Annotated in this window: 18 protein-coding genes; 4 read left to right on the forward strand and 14 right to left on the reverse strand. The window is 64.1% G+C overall.

From position 1 onward, the window contains the following. The first annotated feature begins 21 nt into the window (after nucleotides 1–21). From dnaX to recR, 3 genes are all read left to right on the forward strand, one after another. Nucleotides 22–1,992: a DNA polymerase III subunit gamma/tau gene (gene dnaX / locus DNJ95_RS11330; RefSeq protein ID WP_131184835.1), complete on the forward strand. Its 1,971-nt coding sequence runs from the start codon at nucleotides 22–24 to the stop codon at nucleotides 1,990–1,992. 32 nt (nucleotides 1,993–2,024) lie between these two features. Continuing rightward, entirely contained in the window at nucleotides 2,025–2,351 is a 327-nt protein-coding gene (locus tag DNJ95_RS11335) for a YbaB/EbfC family nucleoid-associated protein (RefSeq protein ID WP_131184836.1), read from the forward strand. Between the two features lie 99 nt (nucleotides 2,352–2,450). After that, on the forward strand, nucleotides 2,451–3,053 hold the full coding sequence (gene recR / locus DNJ95_RS11340) for a recombination mediator RecR (RefSeq protein ID WP_131184837.1): 603 nt from the start codon (nucleotides 2,451–2,453) through the stop codon (nucleotides 3,051–3,053). Between the two features lie 99 nt (nucleotides 3,054–3,152). Here the strand turns inward: recR and DNJ95_RS11345 are convergent, their stop codons facing one another. The 3 genes from DNJ95_RS11345 to hemN form a co-directional block, all read right to left on the reverse strand. After that, the gene (locus DNJ95_RS11345; protein ID WP_131184838.1) at nucleotides 3,153–3,701 is read right to left on the reverse strand and encodes an adenine phosphoribosyltransferase; all 549 of its coding nucleotides are present in this window, start codon (nucleotides 3,699–3,701) and stop codon (nucleotides 3,153–3,155) included. 15 nt (nucleotides 3,702–3,716) lie between these two features. Continuing rightward, on the reverse strand, nucleotides 3,717–4,451 hold the full coding sequence (fnr, locus tag DNJ95_RS11350; protein WP_131184839.1) for a fumarate/nitrate reduction transcriptional regulator Fnr: 735 nt from the start codon (nucleotides 4,449–4,451) through the stop codon (nucleotides 3,717–3,719). Between the two features lie 98 nt (nucleotides 4,452–4,549). Continuing rightward, nucleotides 4,550–5,935, reverse strand: coding sequence for an oxygen-independent coproporphyrinogen III oxidase (gene hemN, locus DNJ95_RS11355; RefSeq protein ID WP_131184840.1), 1,386 nt, complete (start codon nucleotides 5,933–5,935; stop codon nucleotides 4,550–4,552). 152 nt (nucleotides 5,936–6,087) lie between these two features. Between hemN and nadE the strand changes: the two genes are divergently transcribed. Then, the gene (gene nadE, locus DNJ95_RS11360) at nucleotides 6,088–6,915 is read left to right on the forward strand and encodes an ammonia-dependent NAD(+) synthetase (protein WP_131184841.1); all 828 of its coding nucleotides are present in this window, start codon (nucleotides 6,088–6,090) and stop codon (nucleotides 6,913–6,915) included. An 85-nt stretch (nucleotides 6,916–7,000) separates the two neighbouring features. Here nadE and DNJ95_RS11365 read toward each other — a convergent pair whose 3' ends face one another. The 11 genes from DNJ95_RS11365 to DNJ95_RS11415 all read right to left on the reverse strand — a co-directional run bounded on the left by DNJ95_RS11365 (nucleotide 7,001) and on the right by DNJ95_RS11415 (nucleotide 18,649). After that, complete coding sequence (locus tag DNJ95_RS11365; RefSeq protein ID WP_131184842.1) at nucleotides 7,001–7,684, reverse strand: sulfite exporter TauE/SafE family protein; 684 nt, start codon at nucleotides 7,682–7,684, stop codon at nucleotides 7,001–7,003. Further along, nucleotides 7,677–7,889, reverse strand: coding sequence for a cbb3-type cytochrome oxidase assembly protein CcoS (gene ccoS / locus DNJ95_RS11370; protein WP_131184843.1), 213 nt, complete (start codon nucleotides 7,887–7,889; stop codon nucleotides 7,677–7,679). The genes DNJ95_RS11365 and ccoS overlap by 8 nt, the downstream gene beginning before the upstream one ends. 67 nt (nucleotides 7,890–7,956) lie before the next feature. Beyond that, on the reverse strand, nucleotides 7,957–10,356 hold the full coding sequence (locus DNJ95_RS11375; protein WP_131184844.1) for a heavy metal translocating P-type ATPase: 2,400 nt from the start codon (nucleotides 10,354–10,356) through the stop codon (nucleotides 7,957–7,959). Between the two features lie 6 nt (nucleotides 10,357–10,362). Continuing rightward, entirely contained in the window at nucleotides 10,363–10,869 is a 507-nt protein-coding gene (locus DNJ95_RS11380; RefSeq protein ID WP_131184845.1) for a FixH family protein, read from the reverse strand. 13 nt (nucleotides 10,870–10,882) lie between these two features. Next, on the reverse strand, nucleotides 10,883–12,304 hold the full coding sequence (ccoG, locus tag DNJ95_RS11385; protein ID WP_131184846.1) for a cytochrome c oxidase accessory protein CcoG: 1,422 nt from the start codon (nucleotides 12,302–12,304) through the stop codon (nucleotides 10,883–10,885). A gap of 159 nt (nucleotides 12,305–12,463) precedes the next feature. Then, nucleotides 12,464–13,381, reverse strand: coding sequence for a cytochrome-c oxidase, cbb3-type subunit III (ccoP, locus tag DNJ95_RS11390; protein WP_131184847.1), 918 nt, complete (start codon nucleotides 13,379–13,381; stop codon nucleotides 12,464–12,466). Beyond that, a complete protein-coding gene (locus DNJ95_RS11395) occupies nucleotides 13,382–13,567 on the reverse strand; it encodes a cbb3-type cytochrome oxidase subunit 3 (protein WP_131184848.1) in 186 nt (61 codons plus the stop codon). 6 nt (nucleotides 13,568–13,573) lie between these two features. Next, complete coding sequence (gene ccoO / locus DNJ95_RS11400) at nucleotides 13,574–14,200, reverse strand: cytochrome-c oxidase, cbb3-type subunit II (RefSeq protein ID WP_131184849.1); 627 nt, start codon at nucleotides 14,198–14,200, stop codon at nucleotides 13,574–13,576. A 14-nt stretch (nucleotides 14,201–14,214) separates the two neighbouring features. Further along, nucleotides 14,215–15,642, reverse strand: a complete 1,428-nt coding sequence (gene ccoN / locus DNJ95_RS11405) for a cytochrome-c oxidase, cbb3-type subunit I (protein WP_131184850.1) — start codon at nucleotides 15,640–15,642, stop codon at nucleotides 14,215–14,217. Nucleotides 15,643–16,092: 450 nt separating this feature from the next. Further along, nucleotides 16,093–17,985 carry a pilus assembly protein gene (locus tag DNJ95_RS11410; protein ID WP_131184851.1) on the reverse strand — a complete coding sequence of 631 codons (1,893 nt, stop codon included), beginning with the start codon at nucleotides 17,983–17,985 and terminating at the stop codon, nucleotides 16,093–16,095. 31 nt (nucleotides 17,986–18,016) lie between these two features. Continuing rightward, nucleotides 18,017–18,649: a TadE/TadG family type IV pilus assembly protein gene (locus DNJ95_RS11415; protein WP_131184852.1), complete on the reverse strand. Its 633-nt coding sequence runs from the start codon at nucleotides 18,647–18,649 to the stop codon at nucleotides 18,017–18,019. Nucleotides 18,650–18,653 lie beyond the last annotated feature (4 nt).

Raw genomic sequence — 18,653 nt, forward strand, 5'->3', positions numbered from 1 at the left:
GCTTTAACCCGTGATGGTGCTATGAGTTATCAGGTCCTTGCCCGCAAATGGCGTCCGCGTTCGTTCCGTGAAATGGTCGGGCAGACGCATGTGCTCAAGGCACTGATCAATGCGCTGGACAGCCAGCGCCTGCACCATGCCTATCTGTTCACCGGGACCCGTGGCGTGGGCAAGACCACCATCGCGCGGATCATCGCCAAGTGCCTGAACTGCGAGACGGGGATCAGCTCGACGCCTTGTGGGCAGTGCTCCATCTGCCGCGAGATCGACGAGGGGCGCTTCGTCGACCTGATCGAAGTCGACGCCGCCAGCCGCACCAAGGTCGAGGACACCCGCGAACTGCTCGATAACGTGCAGTACTCGCCCAGCCGCGGGCGCTACAAGGTCTACCTGATCGACGAAGTGCACATGCTCTCGACCAGCTCCTTCAACGCCCTGTTGAAGACCCTGGAAGAGCCGCCACCCCACGTCAAGTTTCTGCTGGCCACCACCGATCCGCAGAAGTTGCCGGCCACCATTCTCTCGCGCTGCCTGCAGTTCTCCCTGAAAAACATGCCGCCGGAGCGTGTGGTGGAGCACCTGAGCCATGTGCTTTCGGTCGAGCAGGTACCGTTCGAGGACGATGCGCTGTGGCTGCTGGGGCGCGCCGCCGATGGTTCGATGCGCGACGCCATGAGCCTGACCGACCAGGCCATCGCCTTTGGCGAGGGGCGGGTGCTGGCCGCCGATGTACGCGCCATGCTGGGGACGCTCGATCATGGGCAGGTCTACGGTGTGCTGCAGGCACTGCTCGAGGGCGATGCCCGGGCACTGCTGGAGGCGGTGCGCCACCTGGCCGAACAGGGGCCGGACTGGGGCGGTGTGCTGGCGGAGATACTCAATGTGCTGCACCGCGTCGCCGTCGCCCAGGCATTGCCCGAGGCGGTCGATAACGGCCAGGGCGATCGTGAGCGTGTGCTGGCGCTGGCCCAGGCGCTACCGGCCGAGGACGTACAGTTCTATTACCAGATGGGCCTGATCGGGCGGCGCGACCTGCCTCTGGCGCCCGACCCGCGCAATGGCTTCGAGATGGTGCTGCTGCGCATGCTGGCATTCAGGCCGGCGGGCCAGGGCGGGGCACCGATGGTGCCGCTAAAGCCGTTGGGAGTCACGGCGGCCACGACTGACTCCCAGGCGGCAACGGTGGCCACGTCAGGACCGGGCACGCAGCCTGTCGTGGCGCTATCGCCTGCCGCAGCCGGCGAACCCGTGGCGAATGTCGTCGCCACGCAGCCCGAGGCGCCCGATACTCCTGCAGAGCCAGAGCCAGAGCCAGAGCCAGAGCCAGAGCCGCCCATGGACTATGCGCCGTTTCTGGACGAGCTGCCTCCTCCCGGCGACTTGCCCTGGGATGAAGCGCCACCGCCATCCGCGCCGGCCTTCGACAGCCTGCCCGCGCCCGATGAGCGTGATGAAGACGAGGTCGAAGACGAAGAACCGCCCATCTCCGACGAAGACTACTTCGTCGCGGAAAGCCGCGCCGAAGCTTTCGTCGATGCGCTGGAGCCCTTGCCCGAAGCGGACACCCCAGCGGAACCCCAGCTTGCGGTAGCGCCTGCGACCGGCCTGGCGGCGGACTGGCAGGCGTTGTTCCTCAAGCTCGGCTTGTCCGGCCTGACGGGCAGTATCGCGGCCAACTGCAGCCTGGTGGCGGTCGAGGGCGACCGCTGGCTTATGCATCTTGATCCGGCCCAGAGCGCGCTGTTCAACAGTACCCAGCAGCGGCGCCTGAACGAAGCCTTGAACCAGTATCACGGGCGTACGCTGACGCTGGTGATCGAACTTGCCAAACCGCTCCAGGAAACGCCGGCCCAGGCAGCCGCGCGGCGCCGACTGGAACGGCAGAAGGCGGCGGAAGTCTCCATCCATACCGATCCGCTGGTGCGGCAATTGCTCGAGCAGTTCGATGCGGTCATTCGTGATGACAGTATCGAGCCGGTAGAACACCCCTGAGTATCGAACCAACCCGATTAGGAGATCCTCCCATGATGAAAGGTGGCATGGCCGGCCTGATGAAGCAGGCACAGCAGATGCAGGAAAAGATGCAGAAGATGCAGGAGGAGTTGGCCAATGCCGAGGTAACCGGGCAGTCCGGCGCTGGCCTGGTCAGCGTGGTGATGAACGGCCGCCATGATGTCAAGCGTGTCAGCCTGGATGACAGCCTGATGCACGAAGAGAAGGACATTCTCGAAGACTTGATCGCCGCCGCCGTCAACGACGCGGTGCGCAAGATCGAACAGAACAGCCAGGAAAAGATGTCCGGCATGACCGCCGGCATGCAATTGCCGCCCGGCTTCAAGATGCCATTCTGATTGGCTTCAGGCTTCAGGCTTCAGGCTTCAGGCTGAAGCGTGCGATGGTCACTTGCTTGCGGCCAGAGGCCGTAAGCGGGTGCGGTTACCGAGAGATCTATGAGTTTCAGTCCCCTGATTCGGCAGCTTGTCGAGGCTTTGCGCGGTTTGCCCGGTGTCGGGCAGAAGACCGCCCAGCGCATGGCCCTGCATCTGCTCGAGCGTGATCGCAGTGGCGGGCTGCGCCTGTCCGAGGCGCTGTCGCGGGCCATGCAGCATGTCGGTTATTGCCAGCAGTGCCGGACCCTGAGCGAGGACCCGGTGTGCGCCCTGTGTGCCGACCCACGGCGCGATGATCAGTTGCTGTGCGTGGTGCAGAGCCCGGTGGATGTATTCGCCGTGGAGCAGACAGGTTTCCGCGGGCGTTATTTCGTGCTCAAGGGGCACCTGTCGCCGCTGGACGGGCTTGGCCCCGAGGCGATCGGTATTCCTGAACTGCTGGCGCGGATAGGCGAAGGTGGCTTTGCCGAAGTGATCCTGGCCACCAACCCGACGGTGGAAGGCGAGGCGACCGCCCACTACATCGCACAGACACTGGCCGATCGCGATATCGTCATCAGCCGTATCGCCCATGGTGTGCCACTGGGCGGGGAGCTGGAGCTGGTCGATGGGGGAACGCTGGCGCACGCGCTGGCGGGGCGCAAGCCGATCAGCCTGCGTTGATGCATGACCCGCGATGACCCGCGGATGGCAGAACTTCGCGGGCAAGCCCGCCTCCGCGGCGCGACAGGCGGCGAGGGCGTGGTTCCTGCGTTTTCCCTGTCAGCGCTCGTTGAGGGCGAAGGCGGTGAGGGTATAGGCGGCGATCCCGGCTTCCTGCAGTTTCCGCGAGCCGCCCAGCTCCGGCAGGTCGATCACCGCCGCTACCTCATGCACCCTGGCATTCATACGTCGCACCAGTTGCGCGGCGGCCAGCAGCGTGCCGCCGGTAGCGATCAGGTCATCGACCAGCAGTACCGAATCGCCTTCGCACAGGCTGTCGGCGTGCACCTCGAGGAAGGCTTCGCCATATTCGGTGCTGTAGCCCTGGCTGAGTACCTGCGCGGGCAATTTGCCCTGTTTGCGAAACAGCACCAGCGGCTTGTTCAGCTCGTAGGCGAGGATGGAGCCGATGATGAAGCCCCGGGCATCCAGTGCGCCGATATGGCTGAACTCGGTTTCCACATAGCGCTGGATCAGGCTGTCGGCGACCATGCGCATCGCGCGCGGCGACTGGAACAGCGGGGTGATATCACGAAACACCACGCCGGGTTTCGGGAAGTCCGGCACGGGGCGCACCAGTTTCTTGATGCTGAACTCATCGAAGATCATTCGCCGCCTCCCCGCTCAGCTTTCCAGTGTGCCGCCAGCCAGGGCGCAGAGACTGATCGAATCGATGATGCGCACTTCCTTGCCTTCCGCTTCGATCAGGCCGTTCTGCTGGAAGCGGGTGAATACCCGGGAAACGGTTTCCACCGCCAGGCCCAGGTAGTTGCCGATTTCGTTGCGTGACATCGGCAGGCGGAACTGGTTGGCCGAGAACCCGCGGGCGCTGAAGCGTGCCGACAGGTTGATCAGGAAGGTGGCGATGCGCTCGTCGGCGGTTTTCTTCGACAACAGCAGCATCATCTGCTGATCGTCACGTATTTCCCGACTCATGATGCGCATCAGTTGGCGACGCAACTGCGGCAGTGAAATGCTCAGTTCATCCAGGCGCTCGAAGGGGATCTCGCAGACGGACGTGGTCTCCAGAGCCTGTGCGGAAACCGGGTAGCTTTCCGTGTCCATGCCGGACAGGCCGACCAGTTCGCTGGGCAGGTGGAAGCCGGTGATCTGTTCCTCGCCACTGTCGGTGACGCTGAAGGTCCGCAACGCACCGGAACGCACCGCGAATACGGAGTTGAACGTCTCGCCCTGGCGGAACAGCGTTTCGCCCTTTTTCAAGGGGCGGCCACGCTTGACGATCTCATCCAGAGCATCCATGTCCTGCATGTTCAGTGACAATGGCAGGCACAGGGCAGAAAGGCTGCAATCCTTGCAGTGAGCTTGTCGCTGCGTACGGATCTTGATGGATTCGGACATTCGGGGTTCCTGAAAAACCTTACTGGCCGTGCAAGGTTACCCCACCCTGGTGCATGTCGCCAATCGTCTATGGAACCAAAATGCCGGCGCGGAGTCTTTCAGGCCGGTTGATACCAGTGTTTCGGTTCCAACTGGCTGGCCTGGTAGTGATCGAACAGCATGCAGACAGCCCGTGCCAGCAGGCGCCCAGGCGGCATTATCAGCAGGCGCTCGGGCGAGAGGGCGATCAGGCCGTCGGCCTCCATCTGTGCCAGTTGCGGACGGATATCCAGGAAATACTCTTCGAAGTCGATGGAGAACCTGGTTTCGATCTGGGCGATATCCAGCTCGAAATCGCAGATCAACGAATGGATGATCGAGCGGCGGATCAGGTCGTCCTTGTTGCAGTGCAGTCCACGCTGGGTCGCCAGTTGGTCCTGTTGCAGGCTCTGCTGGTAGCGGGCCAGGTCGGTATGGTTCTGGCAGTAGAGTTCGCCGATCTGGCTGATGGCCGAGACGCCCAGGCCGAGCAGGTCGCAATGGCCATGGGTGGTATAGCCGAGCAGGTTGCGTTGCAAGGTGCCGTCTTCCTGGGCGATGGCCAGGTCGTCATCGGGCAGGGCGAAGTGGTCGATGCCGATGTAGCGGTAGCCGGCTTCGGTCAGGCGCTCGATGCCATGCTGGAACATGGCGAGTTGTTCGCTCGCGTCGGGCAGTTCTTCTGCTTTTATCCGGCGTTGGCTCACATAATATTCGGGCTGGTGCCGGTAGCGGCTGATCGAAAGACTGTCCGGCTGCAGTTCGACGATCGAATCCAGCGTCTGCGAGAAGTTCGCCAGGTTCTGCCGGGGTAGCCCGTAGTGCAGGACGATATTGACCGAGCGATATTGCAGCGTGCGCGCGGCCTCGATGATGGCGCGGGTCTGTTCCGCGGTCTGCAGGCGGTTGATCGCCTGCTGCACTTCGGCGGACAACGGCTGGGCGCTGAGGTTGATACGGTTGAAGCCCAGTTCGCGCAGCAGGCCTATGGTCGGCCAGTCCGCTTCGCGCGGGTCGATATCGATGCCGTAGTCCCCGGAATCGTCGTCCAGCAGGTTGAAATGCTTGCGCAGGGAGGCCATCAGGCGCCGCAGTTCCTGGTGCGAGAGAAACGTCGGGGTGCCGCCACCCAGCCGCAGTTGCTCGACGTACTGCCCGGTGCCGATGTGCTTGGCCAGCAGGGCCATCTCGTGCTCCAGGCTGTCGAGATAGACCTGGGCGCGCCCCCGGTCCTTGGTGATCACTTTGTTGCGGTTGCAGTAGTAGCAGGCGTTGGCGCAGAACGGCAGGTGCAGGTAGAGCGAAAGGGGGCGGCCTGCCCGACGACTGTCACGCAGGGCATGCAGCAGGTCGAATGAGCCGATGCCACCGTCGAACCTGACCACCGATGGGTAGGATGCATAACGAGGCGCCGCCTGATCGTAGCGGCGGATCAGGTCTGCGTCCCAACGGATGGCGTCTAGCATGTGGCTTTTCCGGTTTGGGTGACGGTAGCCGGATTCTAGGTTGGAGGTTGCCGAGCTGACTTGACCTGTATCAAGCTTGCCTTGACCCTTGGCGGCGCGTGTTGCCGTTTACCGCCGACCGGATAAGTTCATTCAATCGCCAGGAGATAGAGATGCAGAGTCGCCAACAGGAAATCGCAACTGCCCTGGGGGTGCGGGACCCCATGGAGAATGAAACCGCGGTGGCTGCCGAAATTGCCCGTCGGGTGGCGTTCATACAGGATTGCCTGCGCCAGTCGGGCATGAAGACCCTGGTGCTGGGGATCAGTGGCGGTGTCGATTCGACCACGGCGGGGCTGCTCTGCCAGCGTGCCGTGAGAGCGTTGCGCGAGGCGGGGGAAGGGGACGATTACCGCTTTATCGCCGTCCGCCTGCCCTACCTGCTCCAGCATGACGAAGAGGAGGCCGCCCTGGCGGTGGCCAGCATCGCGCCGGACGAGTCGCATACCGTGAACATAGCGCCTTCGGTACAGGCGCTGGCGGGGGAGGTCGAGGCGTTGCAGGGGCTGTCGTCGGCGGCCAGGGACTTCGCCCTGGGCAACACCAAGGCGCGTATCCGCATGGTCGCCCAGTACACCATCGCCAATGCCCGCCAGGGGCTGGTGGTGGGGACCGACCACGCGGCGGAAGCGGTGATGGGGTTTTTCACCAAGTTCGGTGACGGCGCCTGCGATCTCACGCCGCTGGCCGGGCTGGTCAAGGGCCAGGTCCGGCAACTGGCCGATGCGCTCGGTGCTCCACAGCAACTGGTACACAAGGTGCCGACCGCCGATCTGGAAGAGCTGGCGCCCGGCAAGCCCGACGAAGAAGCGCATGGCGTGAGTTACCAGGATATCGACGCTTTCCTGCTGGGGCGCCCTGTCGATCCTGAAGTGGCGCGGATCATCATCGACACCTACGACAGGACGGCGCACAAACGGCAACAGCCGAAGGAGCCTTGAGCAGCTTCAAGCTACAAGCCGAGCAGAATGGCGGAAACTTCGCTTCAGGCTTCAGGCTTCAGGCTTGAAGCTTACGGCTGCTTTTTCAGTGCCCCATCAACCAGTGCCGGTGCGGGCCGGGCAGGGTCCATAGGCCAAAGAGGATGACCAGCGCCCCGGCGGCCATGCGTACGCCGCGGTTTCTCAGGAAAGCGCCCAGGCGTTCGGTGGCGAGGCCGGTGGCCAGCAACACCGGCCAGGTGCCGAGGCCGAAGCAGAGCATCAACAGGGCGCTGTCCACGGCGTCGCCCTGGCTGGCGGCCCAGAGCAGCGTGCTGTAGACCAGCCCGCACGGCAGCCAGCCCCAGAGCCCGCCCAGCAGCAGGGCGCGGGGCAGGCTGCTGACCGGCAGCAGTCGGCTGGCCAGGGGCTGGATGAGTTTCCAGAGCCCTTTGCCGATGGCTTCCACGCGCGTCAGCCCGCTCCACCAGCCGGCCAGGTAGAGCCCCATGGCGATCAGCAGCAGGCCGGCGACGATGCGCATGGCGCTTGCCAGGGGGCCGTTGGCGAGCGCCCAGCCGGCCAGCCCGAGGATAAAGCCGGCCAGTGCGTAGCTGAGGACCCGGCCGATGTTGTAGCCCAGCAGCAGGCCGAAGCGGCGGGCGCGCTGCTGCGGCGGAATGGCCATGGTCAGCGCACCCATCAGGCCGCCGCACATGCCCAGGCAATGGCCGCCGCCAAGCAGCCCCAGCACCAGCGCGGAGAGCATCAGCGGCAGCAGCTCAGTCACGCTCCGGGCGCTCCGGCGGGGTTTCGTCGGTCGTTTCGGCTTTCTGCCCGGAATCCGGCGGCGGCAGGTCGTCGTCGAACAGGATGCTGTGCGCCGGTCCCTCCAGGTCGTCGTACTGGCCGCTGTCGACCGCCCAGAAGAAGACCCAGATGGCCAGGGCGACCAGCACCACGGCGATGGGGATCAGAACGTACAAGGCGGCCATGGGGCCTCCGGGATGACCACGGGAAAGGGGCTTGCTGGCGACTGGCGGGCAATGTTGCACATGGCAGTCAATGCCGGGTCAGCCGCAGGGCGTTCAATACTACCAGCAATGAACTGAGCGACATGCCCAGTGCCGCCCATAGCGGAGTGACCCAGCCGAGCGCAGCGAAGGGCAGTACCAGGCCATTGTACAGACCGGCCCAGAGCAGGTTCTCGATGATGATGCGGCGGCTGCGCCGGGCAATCGAGAAGGTCTGCACCAGGCTGTCCAGGCGGTTCGACAGCAGCACCGCGTCGGCGCTGGTCTTGGCCAGGTCGGTGGCCGAACCCATGGCGATACTGATGTCGGCGGCGGCCAGTACCGGTACGTCGTTGACGCCATCGCCGAGCATCAGTACGCGCTGTCCCCGCGCCTGCAACGCTTGCAGGTGCTGCAGTTTGGCGTCCGGCGTCAACCCGCCGACGGCTTCGTCCATGCCCAACTGGGCGGCGATCTGGCCGACCATCGGTGAACTGTCGCCGGACAGCAGGACGGTGTGCCAGCCCTGGCGCCGACAGGCCTCCAGCAGTGCCGGAGCGTCCCCGCGCAGGCGGTCGTCGAGTACCAGCCAGGCCAGCGGCCCCTGCTGGTCGCCCAGCAACAGCCATTGACCCTGTGCGCCCGGTATCGGCGGCGCAGTGCCGGCGTAGCCTGCCGCGACGAAGGCCGGCTGGCCGATGCGCAGGGCCCGCCCGCCGAGGTTGCCGGAGAGCCCCAGGCCGGGGTGGCTTTCGACACTGTCGGCGGCCTCGGGGGCCCGCCCGAAGGCCTTGGCGATGGGGTGTTCCGAGCGGTTCTCGAGGGCGGCGGCGAGGCCCAGGCAGGTGTCGGCATCCAGCTCGCCCAGGGGCTGGATGGCGCTCAGGGTCAGGCGGCCTTCGGTCAGTGTGCCGGTCTTGTCGAACACCACCGTGTCGATATGGTTGAGGCCTTCCAGCACATGGCCGCGGGTCAGCAGCAGGCCGAGCTTGTGCAGCGTGCCGGTGGCGGTGGTCAGCGCCGTTGGCGTCGCCAGCGAGAGGGCGCAGGGGCAGGTGGCGACCAGCAGCGCGAGGACGATCCAGAAGGCGCGTTGCGGGTCGATCTGCCACCAGACCAGCCCGACCACCGCCGCCGCCAGCAGCACCACCAGCAGGAACCATTGCGCGACTTTGTCCGCGAGTTCCGCCAGCCGTGGTTTTTCCGCCTGGGCGCGTTCCAGAAGGCGCACGATCGCCGACAGGCGGGTGTCGTCGCCGAGGGCGCGTACGCGTATCACCAGAGGGCTTTCGACGTTCAACGTGCCAGCGGTCACCGCGTCACCGACGCTGCGCGGCAGCGGCAGGTACTCGCCGGTGAGGACGGATTCGTCGATGCTCGACTGGCCTTCGAGAATTTCCCCGTCGGCCGGCACCAGGGCGCCGGGTTGCACCAGCACATGGTCGCCGGTGTTCAGTTCGCTGAGCAGGACACGGCTGTTCTGCCCGTGTTCGTCCAGCCGCAGGCAGGAGGCGGGCAGCAGGTTGACCAGTTGCGCGCTGGCGGCGGCGGTACGCTCCCGCGCCCGCCGTTCCAGGTAGCGGCCGGCCAGCAGGAACAGGGCGAACATGCCGACCGCGTCGAAGTACAGCTCGCCCTGGCCGGTGAGGGTCGACCAGATGCCGGCCAGGTAGGCGCCGCCGATGGCCAGGGATACCGAGACATCCATGCTCAGGTGGCGGGTGCGCAGGTCGCGCAGGGCGCCACGGAAGAAGTCGCTGCAGCAGTAGAAGACGATGGGCGTGGTGAGCAGCAGGGCGGTCCAGCGCAGGATGCTGGCCATGCCCGCCGAGAGGTCGAGGTTGAACTCCGGCCAGGTCGCCATGGTGGCCATCATCACCTGCATCCACAGCAGGCCGGCGGCGCCGAGCTGGCGCATGGCGCGGCGGTTTTCCCGGGCGATGCGCGCGGCAGCCTGGTCGGGCTGGTAGGGGTGGGCGGCGTAGCCGATGCGGCGCAATTGCCCGAGCAGTTCGCTGAGCGGCAGCCGACTGTCGTCCCAGCTTACGCGCAGCCGGTGGTTGGACAGGTTGAGGCTCGCTTCGCCGACCCCATCCAGTGAGCGCAGGTGGCGCTCGATCAGCCAGCCGCAGGCGGCACAACTGATCCCTTCTATATGCAGCGCGGTACTGGCCAGCTCGGCATCGTGGCTGACGAAGGGCTGCTGGACATCCGGACGATCGTAGAGCGCCATCTCCTCGCCGAGGACCTGCGGCAGTTCCCGCGGGTTGATAGCGGTGTCGCTGCGGTGCTGGTAGTAGCTTTGCAGCCCGCCGGCGACGATGGCCTGTGCCACCGCCTGGCAGCCCGGACAGCAGAAATCACGTGTCTGCCCCAGTACATCGGCATGGAAGGTGCCGCCGGCGGGAACCGGCAGGCCACAGTGATAGCAGGGAGTCGGTTGGCTCATCGTGTGTCAGGGAGTCAGTTCGATGGCTTGCCCGCTGACGATGGTTTCCTCTTCGTAAAGACGCCAGTCCTGTTCACCCTCGCTGCCCAGCAGCTCGATGAAACGGCGGCCGGTCACCGCTTCCTGCATGAAGCCTTCATAGTCACCGGTTTCACCCTGGGGTTGCAGGACGATGCGACGGTCCTTCTCCGGCTGGGTCGGGGAGATCAGGTTGAGCACCAGTTGCGCCGGGCGGCTGTCGCCTTCGAGGGTCAGGCGGGCCGTACCGGTTTCTTCGTCGAGCCGCAGCTGTGCCCTGATGCCATGGCGCTCGGCCAGCTTCTCCCGCTCCAGCGAGGTATTGATGCCCTTGCCCACGTCATAGTAGTTCTCCACCACCAGCGACACCGGGTTGCGGATGGCGATGGTCAGCAGGGCGCTGCCGAGGACCACCGAGGTCACCAGGATGGCGATGATGAACCAGGCCCAGGGCTGGGTGTACCAACGGGTGACTTGCTCGTTATCGGAACGCATGTACGGCCTTTTCTCAGCGGACGCTCGGGCCGATGAAGCGGCTGTCGGCGTCGTCGTTGATGGATGCATCATCTGCCGACTGGACGTGGAAGATGATCTCGTTGGTGCTCGATGGCAGTTTCTCCGGCGCGATGGACAGCTCCACCGCGAAGGTGAGCAGTTCTCCCGCCTCGGCGCGGACCTCCCGGCGCCCTTCGTAGTTCAGGCCATCCAGCCCCGAGGCGCGGATGCTGAAGGTCTGCGGGTGCTGGGCCTTGTTCATGATCTTCAGGGTGTAGACGTTTTCCACGTAGCCCTTTTCGTTCTCGCGGTAGAGCACGCGGTCCTTCAGTACATCCAGCTTGACCAGCGGGCGCTCGGCCACGGCATAGGCGAAGACGCCCATCATGGTGACCAGGGCGATAGCATAGCCGATCAGCCGTGGCCGGATCAGGCGGGTCTTCTGCCCGGACAGGTTGTGTTCGGTGGTGTAGCTGATCAGCCCCTTGGGATAGTGCATCTTCTCCATGATGGCGTCACAGGCGTCGATACAGGCGGCGCAGCCGATGCATTCGATCTGCAGGCCGTCGCGGATGTCGATGCCGGTGGGGCAGACCTGTACGCACATGGTGCAGTCGATGCAGTCGCCCAGGCCGGCAGCCTTGTAGTCCGTGTCTTTCTTGCGTGGGCCACGTTTCTCGCCACGGCGCGGGTCGTAGGAAACGATCAGGGTGTCCTTGTCGAACATCACACTCTGGAAACGTGCGTAGGGGCACATGTAGATGCACACCTGCTCGCGCAGGTAGCCGGCATTGCCATAGGTGGCCAGGGTGAAGAAGCCGATCCAGAAGGCCGCCCAGCCGCCGACCTGCAGGGTCAGCAGGTCGGCCACCAACTCGCGGACAGGCGTGAAGTAGCCGACGAAGGTGATGCCGATCAGCAGCGAGACGCCGAGCCAGATGGCGTGCTTGGCCGCCTTGCGGGCGAGCTTGCGCCCGGTCATCGGGGCCCTGTCGAGTTTCATGCGCTGGTTGCGATCACCCTCGGTGATCTTCTCCGCCCACATGAATACCCAGGTGAAGACACTCTGCGGGCAGGTATAGCCGCACCAGACACGACCGGCGAATACGGTGATGAAGAACAGGCCGAAGGCGCAGATGATCAGCAGCGACGACAGCAGGATGAAGTCCTGTGGCCAGTAGGTGGCGCCGAATATATGGAACTTGCGTTCCGGCAAGTCCCACCAGACGGCCTGGCGTCCATTCCATTGCAGCCAGGCCGTGCCGAAGAACAGCAGGAACAGCAGCGCTCCACCCGCCCGGCGCAGGTTGCGGAACAGGCCGGTGAAGGCGCGGGTGTAGATTTGAGCGCGAGAAGCGTAGAGGTCTAAGGGGGCGGAGGCGTTCTTGGTGTTCGGCGGTGTGACATCCCGAACGGGTATCTGATGCTCAGTCATCTAATGCGTACCACGGCGGAAAGTGGGTGCCCCGGCCGATACGTGCCGACCGGGATCTCTTTGATCCTGCGCCAATGGTACTCCCGAAAGCCAGGGTGGCTGGTGCGACAGTGCGTCACTGACTACTACACCCTGGGGGGTATTGCACTGAGCGGCGGATCAGTCTTGTGCTTTCCGGGACAGGCTGTACACATAGGCGGCGAGCAAATGCACCTTGTCGTTACCCAGGATGTTCTCCTGGGCCGGCATGCGTCCATTGCGCCCGTAGCGAATGGTCTGCTGGATCTGGGCGAAACTCGAACCGTAGAGCCATACATTGTCGGTCAGGTTCGGTGCGCCGAGCATGGCAAGGCCTTTCCCATCGGAGCCATGGCAGACTACGCAGTTGCTGGCGAATATGTTTTGACCACGCTCAAGGTCGATGGCGATTCCCTCGGGATTCTCCCGGCCGGACAGGCTGCGCACATAGCCGGTGACATCGCGGATGCCCTCTTCGCCGATCACATCGCGCCAGGCCGGCATGGTGGCGATGCGGCCATGCTGGATGGTGGTCTTGATGGTGGCCGCATCGCCGCCCCACAGCCAGTCGTCGTCGGTCAGGTTGGGGAAGCCATAGGCGCCCTTGGCATCCGAGCCGTGGCAGACCGAGCAGTTCGAGGCGAACAGTCGTCCGCCCATCTTCAGTGCCTGTGGGTCCCTGGCGACTTCCTCCAGCGGCATGGCGGCGTATTTCGCATAGAGCGGCCCGTATTGCTGGCTGGCCTTGTGCATTTCCTTCTGCCAGGCGCTGGCCTGGGTCCAGCCGTCCTCGTAGCCGGGCAGCAGGCCTTTCCAGTTGCCCAGGCCCGGGTAGAGGGCGAGGTAGCCGAGGGCGAATATGACCGTGCCGACGAACAGCATGAACCACCACTTGGGCAGCGGGTTGTCGTATTCCTCGATGCCATCGTAGCAATGGCCGACGGTTTCTTCGGTAGCGCCGATGCGTTGCCCCTTGCGCGTGGCAAGCAGCAGCCATACCAGCGCGGCGATGGTGCCCAGGGTCAGCAGCGTTATGTACCAACTCCAAAACGACGTCATTTACTTTTCTCCGGATGCTTCTTCTTCATCACGCTTCTTGGGAGCGGGCTCGTCGTCAGCGAAAGGGAGGTTGGCGGCTTCGTCGAAGCTTTTCTTGCGCTTGCTGCTGTAAGCCCACACCACGATGCCAGTGAAGGCGACGAATACCAGTAGAGTGCCCAAACCGCGAAGAGTCCCGATGTCCATCATGCGTTACCGTTTATTAGTGAGTGCAGTGCCGAGCACTTGCAGATAAGCGACCATGGCGTCCATCTCGGTCTTACCCTTGACGGCGTCTCTGGCGCCAGTGATGTCTTCGTCGGTGTAGGGCACGCCCAGGGCGCGCAGCGCCTGCATTTTCCTGGCGGTGTCCTTGCCGTCGAGTACGTTTTCCACCAGCCATGGGTAGGCCGGCATTTTCGATTCCGGGACCACGTTGCGCGGGTTGTACAGGTGCGCGCGCTGCCAGTCGTCGGAGTAGCGACCGCCTACCCGGGCCAGGTCCGGGCCGCGACGGTTGGAACCCCACAGGAAGGGGTGGTCGTAGACGCTCTCGCCAGCGACCGAGTAGTGCCCGTAGCGTTCGGTCTCGGCGCGGAACGGGCGGATCATCTGGGTGTGGCAACCGACGCAGCCTTCCTTGATATAGATGTCGCGGCCTTCCAGTTCCAGCGCGGTGTAGGGCTTCATGCCCGCCACCGGCTCGTTGACCACGTCCTGGAAGAACAGCGGGACGATTTGCGTCAGGCCACCGATGCTCACGGCGAAGACCATCAGAATGGCCATCAGGCCGATGTTCTTCTCGATTTTCTCGTGCTTGGTCTCGTTATGCGTTGTCATTTCTGCTCGGTTCCTCAGGCGATCTTCGCGGCGGCTTCATATTCGGCCGGCTTGGCGGCACGCACGGTGCGCCAGGTGTTGTAGGCCATCAGCAGCATGCCGGTGAGGAAGAATGCGCCGCCCAGGGCGCGCACGATAAAACCGGAGTGGCTGGCTTCCAGCGCTTCGACGAAGGAGTAGGTCAGGGTGCCGTCGTCGTTCACCGCGCGCCACATCAGGCCCTGGGTGATGCCGTTGACCCACATCGAGGCGATGTAGAGCACGGTGCCGATGGTGGCCAGCCAGAAATGCGCGTTGATCAGGCCGATGCTGTACATCCGCTCGCGGGCGAATACCTTCGGGATCAGGTGGTACATGGAGCCGATGGTGATCATCGCCACCCAGCCGAGGGCGCCGGCGTGCACGTGGCCGATGGTCCAGTCGGTGTAGTGGGAGAGGGCATTGACGGTCTTGATCGCCATCATCGGGCCTTCGAAGGTGGACATGCCGTAGAAGGCCAGGGACACCACCAGGAAGCGCAGGATGGGGTCGGTGCGCAGCTTATGCCAGGCGCCGGAGAGGGTCATCATGCCGTTGATCATGCCGCCCCAGCTCGGCGCCAGCAGGATGATCGACATCACCATGCCGAGGGATTGCGCCCAGTCGGGCAGGGCGGTGTAGTGCAGGTGGTGCGGGCCGGCCCAGATATACAGGGTGATCAGCGCCCAGAAGTGCACGATGGACAGCCGGTAGGAATAGACCGGGCGCTCGGCCTGCTTGGGCACGAAGTAATACATCATGCCGAGGAAGCCGGTGGTCAGGAAGAAGCCCACGGCATTGTGCCCGTACCACCACTGGACCATGGCGTCGGTGGCGCCGGAATAGATCGAGTAGGACTTGAGCAGGGTGACCGGGATTTCCAGGTTGTTGACGATATGCAGCATCGCCGTAACCAGGATGAAGGCGCCGAAGAACCAGTTGCCGACATAGATGTGCCTGGCCTTGCGCTTGATGATGGTGCCGAAGAACACCACGGCATAGGTGACCCAGACGACGGCCAGCAGGATATCGATCGGCCACTCCAGCTCCGCGTATTCCTTGGAACTGGTGAAGCCCAGCGGCAGGGTGATGACCGCCAATACGATGACCAGTTGCCAGCCCCAGAAGGTGAAGGCTGCAAGCGCATCGGAGATCAGCCGGGCCTGGCAGGTGCGTTGTACTACATAGTAGGAGGTGGCGAACAATGCGCTGCCGCCGAAGGCGAAGATCACCGCATTGGTGTGAAGTGGGCGCAGACGGCCGAAGCTGGTCCACGGCAGGTCGAAGTTGAGCTGAGGCCACACCAGTTGTGCGGCGATCAGTACACCCAGGCCCATCCCGATGATCCCCCATATCACCGTCATGATGGCGAATTGGCGAACCACTTTATAGTTATAAGCAGTTTCTGTTATCGCAGTGCTCATACAAGGCTTCCACGCTATAGGCATTTTTTTATTAAGGGTAAAGCGGCGGCAAGTATGGATAAAGGAGGGGGGTAATGCAAACCGCACCCGCCGCCGTTCAAGGCCGTGCAACCGTATCCGGGCGGACGCCCGCGAGAAGTCGGGGCGGCGCTTTCCCGGTATTGCGCGGACCATGTTGGACCTGCTCGAGTTTGCGGCCCTGGCACGAAAGGGGAAATGATATTTATGGATAATTAATGCGGCAGAAAGTCGCATGAATGGAAGTTTCAAATGTAAACGATAAGCGAGTGTAAATAGTGCTGCATATATAAGAACCTGGCGGGAAGTGCGCATATTGAAACCAGTGACTATGGCGCGCCCTGTAGGAACCTCTTTCGTAGGCCGCTGGCAGGGTGCGATCCCGGGCTCATCGTCCCTGTGCGAATGCCTGATTGGCGGCCAGGGTCGCAGTTACTCGGTGATGCGCAGTTCGGTCAGGGAGTTGGCGATGGAGGCGAACGCGGCGGCCAGGTTGCCGACGTTGGAGGCATCATAGTAATAGCCGGCCTGGGCGCCGCTGGAGCAGCCCTGCATCAGGTCCTTGGTCTGGTCGTTGACGCCGCTGCCCAGCACCACGGTATAGAGGATGATGCCTTGCGCCTTGATGTTGGCGCACAGTTCGTCGGTCAGTTCATTGAGGGTGGGGTTGCCGTATTGCCAGTCCTCCTGGCCGCCGCTGTTGCCTGCATACAACTGGCCGTAGGGGCTGAGCCGGGTGTCGCTGTTCTGCAGCTCGGCCTTGCTGCCCACCCGCAACGAGTTGAAGTCGGAGCGGCTGGCGTACATGCAATAGGCGCCGCAATTGAAATAATGGTTGTCGTCGTTCAGGCCGCTGGCTGGCAGGCTGAGGGTATCGCTGCGCGTTCCCGTTTCCGTGCTGCAGGACTGGCCCTGGCGGTTGCATATCCTGGCCCGGTAGCTGTAGCCGAGGGTATAGCTGCCGGTGATATTGCGTTCGCCGTCGATGGCCACGCCATTGTCATACCTGCTGCCGTTGTCCCAGTTGGGGTCCAGGCCATTGTTGCCGTCGGTCAGCAGCACGATGATCTTGTTCAGCCCGGCCTCGGCGTCGCGTGGCTTGGCCTCGTCGCCCCAGCCATCGCTGCCGCGCCAGGCGGGGTCGAGCATGCGCCAGCCCCACAGCAGTCCGAGCGGGATGATGGTGCCGCCGTCGATCCGTAGCGCGTCGATCTTGGCGTTCAGTCCATCCCTGGCGTTGTCCAGGAAGGTCATCGCCCTGGCCGCCTGGCAGAAACGGTAGCGCGTGCCGGTAGCGCTGAGGTACAGCCAGTCGGGGTTGAAGGCGAACTGCGGTACCAGGTTGCCGCTGCCGTCGAGATCGACGCGGATCGCCCGTTTGCCGCTGATGCTGGGTGCGGGAGAGTCGAGGACCTGGAATTCGCTTACCACCTGGTTGTAGCCGAGGCCCCTGTCGTTGGCATAGCGCTGCTTCAGTTGCTCGGTACCGACCAGGCCGTTGGCACTGCTCAGGGTACCCACCGTCATCAGCGGTTCGAACAGTCCCGGCGGCTCTCCCGGCTCCGCGTTGAAACGGCCGGATGCATAGGGCTCCACCACGCAGCCGCCCCAGATGTCGCCCGCCTGGATATAGGGATAGGCCTGTGCCTGTTCCGTCAGCCAGTGGCTGCGTTGCGGGCCGACATAGACGGTGTCGGCGAAGGGCACGATGCCGATGAAGGTCCGTTCAAGGTTATCGGCGTTCCGCGCCGAATCCAGCAATGTGCTGACCAGGTTTTTCGACTCGGTCTTCAGTGTGTCGAACTTGGTGCCCTCCATCGATCCGGTGAGATCCAGCGCCAGCACCATTTCCAGGTCGCTGCGGGTGCGGCGCTCAGCCTGGTTGCTGGCCGCCAGCCTGAACGCGCTGCGCCGCATCAGGCCGCTGACCAGCAATGGCAGGTTGCCGTCGGCGCGCATGCGGATGCGCTCCGCGCTGTCGTCGGCGCTGGCCGGCAGGTAGGTGATCATCAGGTCGTCGGTGGCGATGTCGCTGCCCAGGTAGCCCTTGGGCATATTGCTGGCGAAGTAGCTGCGGGCGTCGTCTTTCCAGCTCGTTTCGGCATCGGAGCCGGGCGTCGGAGTATGGGTGTCCAGCCGCCGTCCCGCCGAGATCACCGTGCTGTCCAGGGCGTTCTGCAGCTTGCCCTGCGCCATGCTGTAGCGGATGAAGTCGAGCGCGCCGACCAGCATCAGCACGATCAGCGGCAGGCACAGCAGGCAGGTCAGCGCCACCGCGCCACGCTGGTCGCGGCACAGGTGGGGCAAGGTGCGTGGCGCGCTCATGGGGCCTCCTTTGCCATTGCGGCGGCTAGATTCACTGCAGCGCCTGCAGCGAGGTGAAGCGCGGGCGCTGGAACACCCGGCTGGCGATGGTTCTTTCGCCGCCCAGGCTCTGCCAGAAGGCCGTGCTCATGGAAAACGGCCTGTAGTCGTAAAAGACCTCCACCACGACCATGGTGTCGCCGGTCGAGGCTTGCGGGAAGCCGCTCGGTGGATCGAGCCGCGACGCCAGCCTGGCCAGGTTGGCGCTGCCCTGGTAGGCCCTCTGCCAGCGCTGCTGTTCTTCCCAGGCCGGCGTAGCATCGTCCGCAAGGGTTTGCGTGGCGAACAGGCTGATGACCAGGCCGCCGCCCTCGCGGTAGCCGAGAGGCTGCAACAGGTCCGGCGCCAGGGCGCCATAGGTGCAGATATGGTCAGAGAGGTCGCAGTCGCCGCCATCCACCAGTTGCCGCTGCATGGCGACACTGTTGGCGATCATGAATGCCGCACGGTCCACCACCGACACGGCCCGGTAGTAGCTGTAGAGTTCCCAGGCGCCAATGCCGGCGAACAGCCCCAGTGGCAGCAGCAGCGCCGCTTCTATCGCCACCGAGCCGCCGCTGGCGAGGCCGAGGCGGCGCAGGGCGCTGCGTCGCCAGAGCCTGCCAAGACGGGAGAGGTTTTTCATCGCG

It is taken from the genome of Stutzerimonas kirkiae, from assembly GCF_004327335.1.
GTDB classification, from domain to species: Bacteria; Pseudomonadota; Gammaproteobacteria; order Pseudomonadales; family Pseudomonadaceae; genus Stutzerimonas; species Stutzerimonas kirkiae.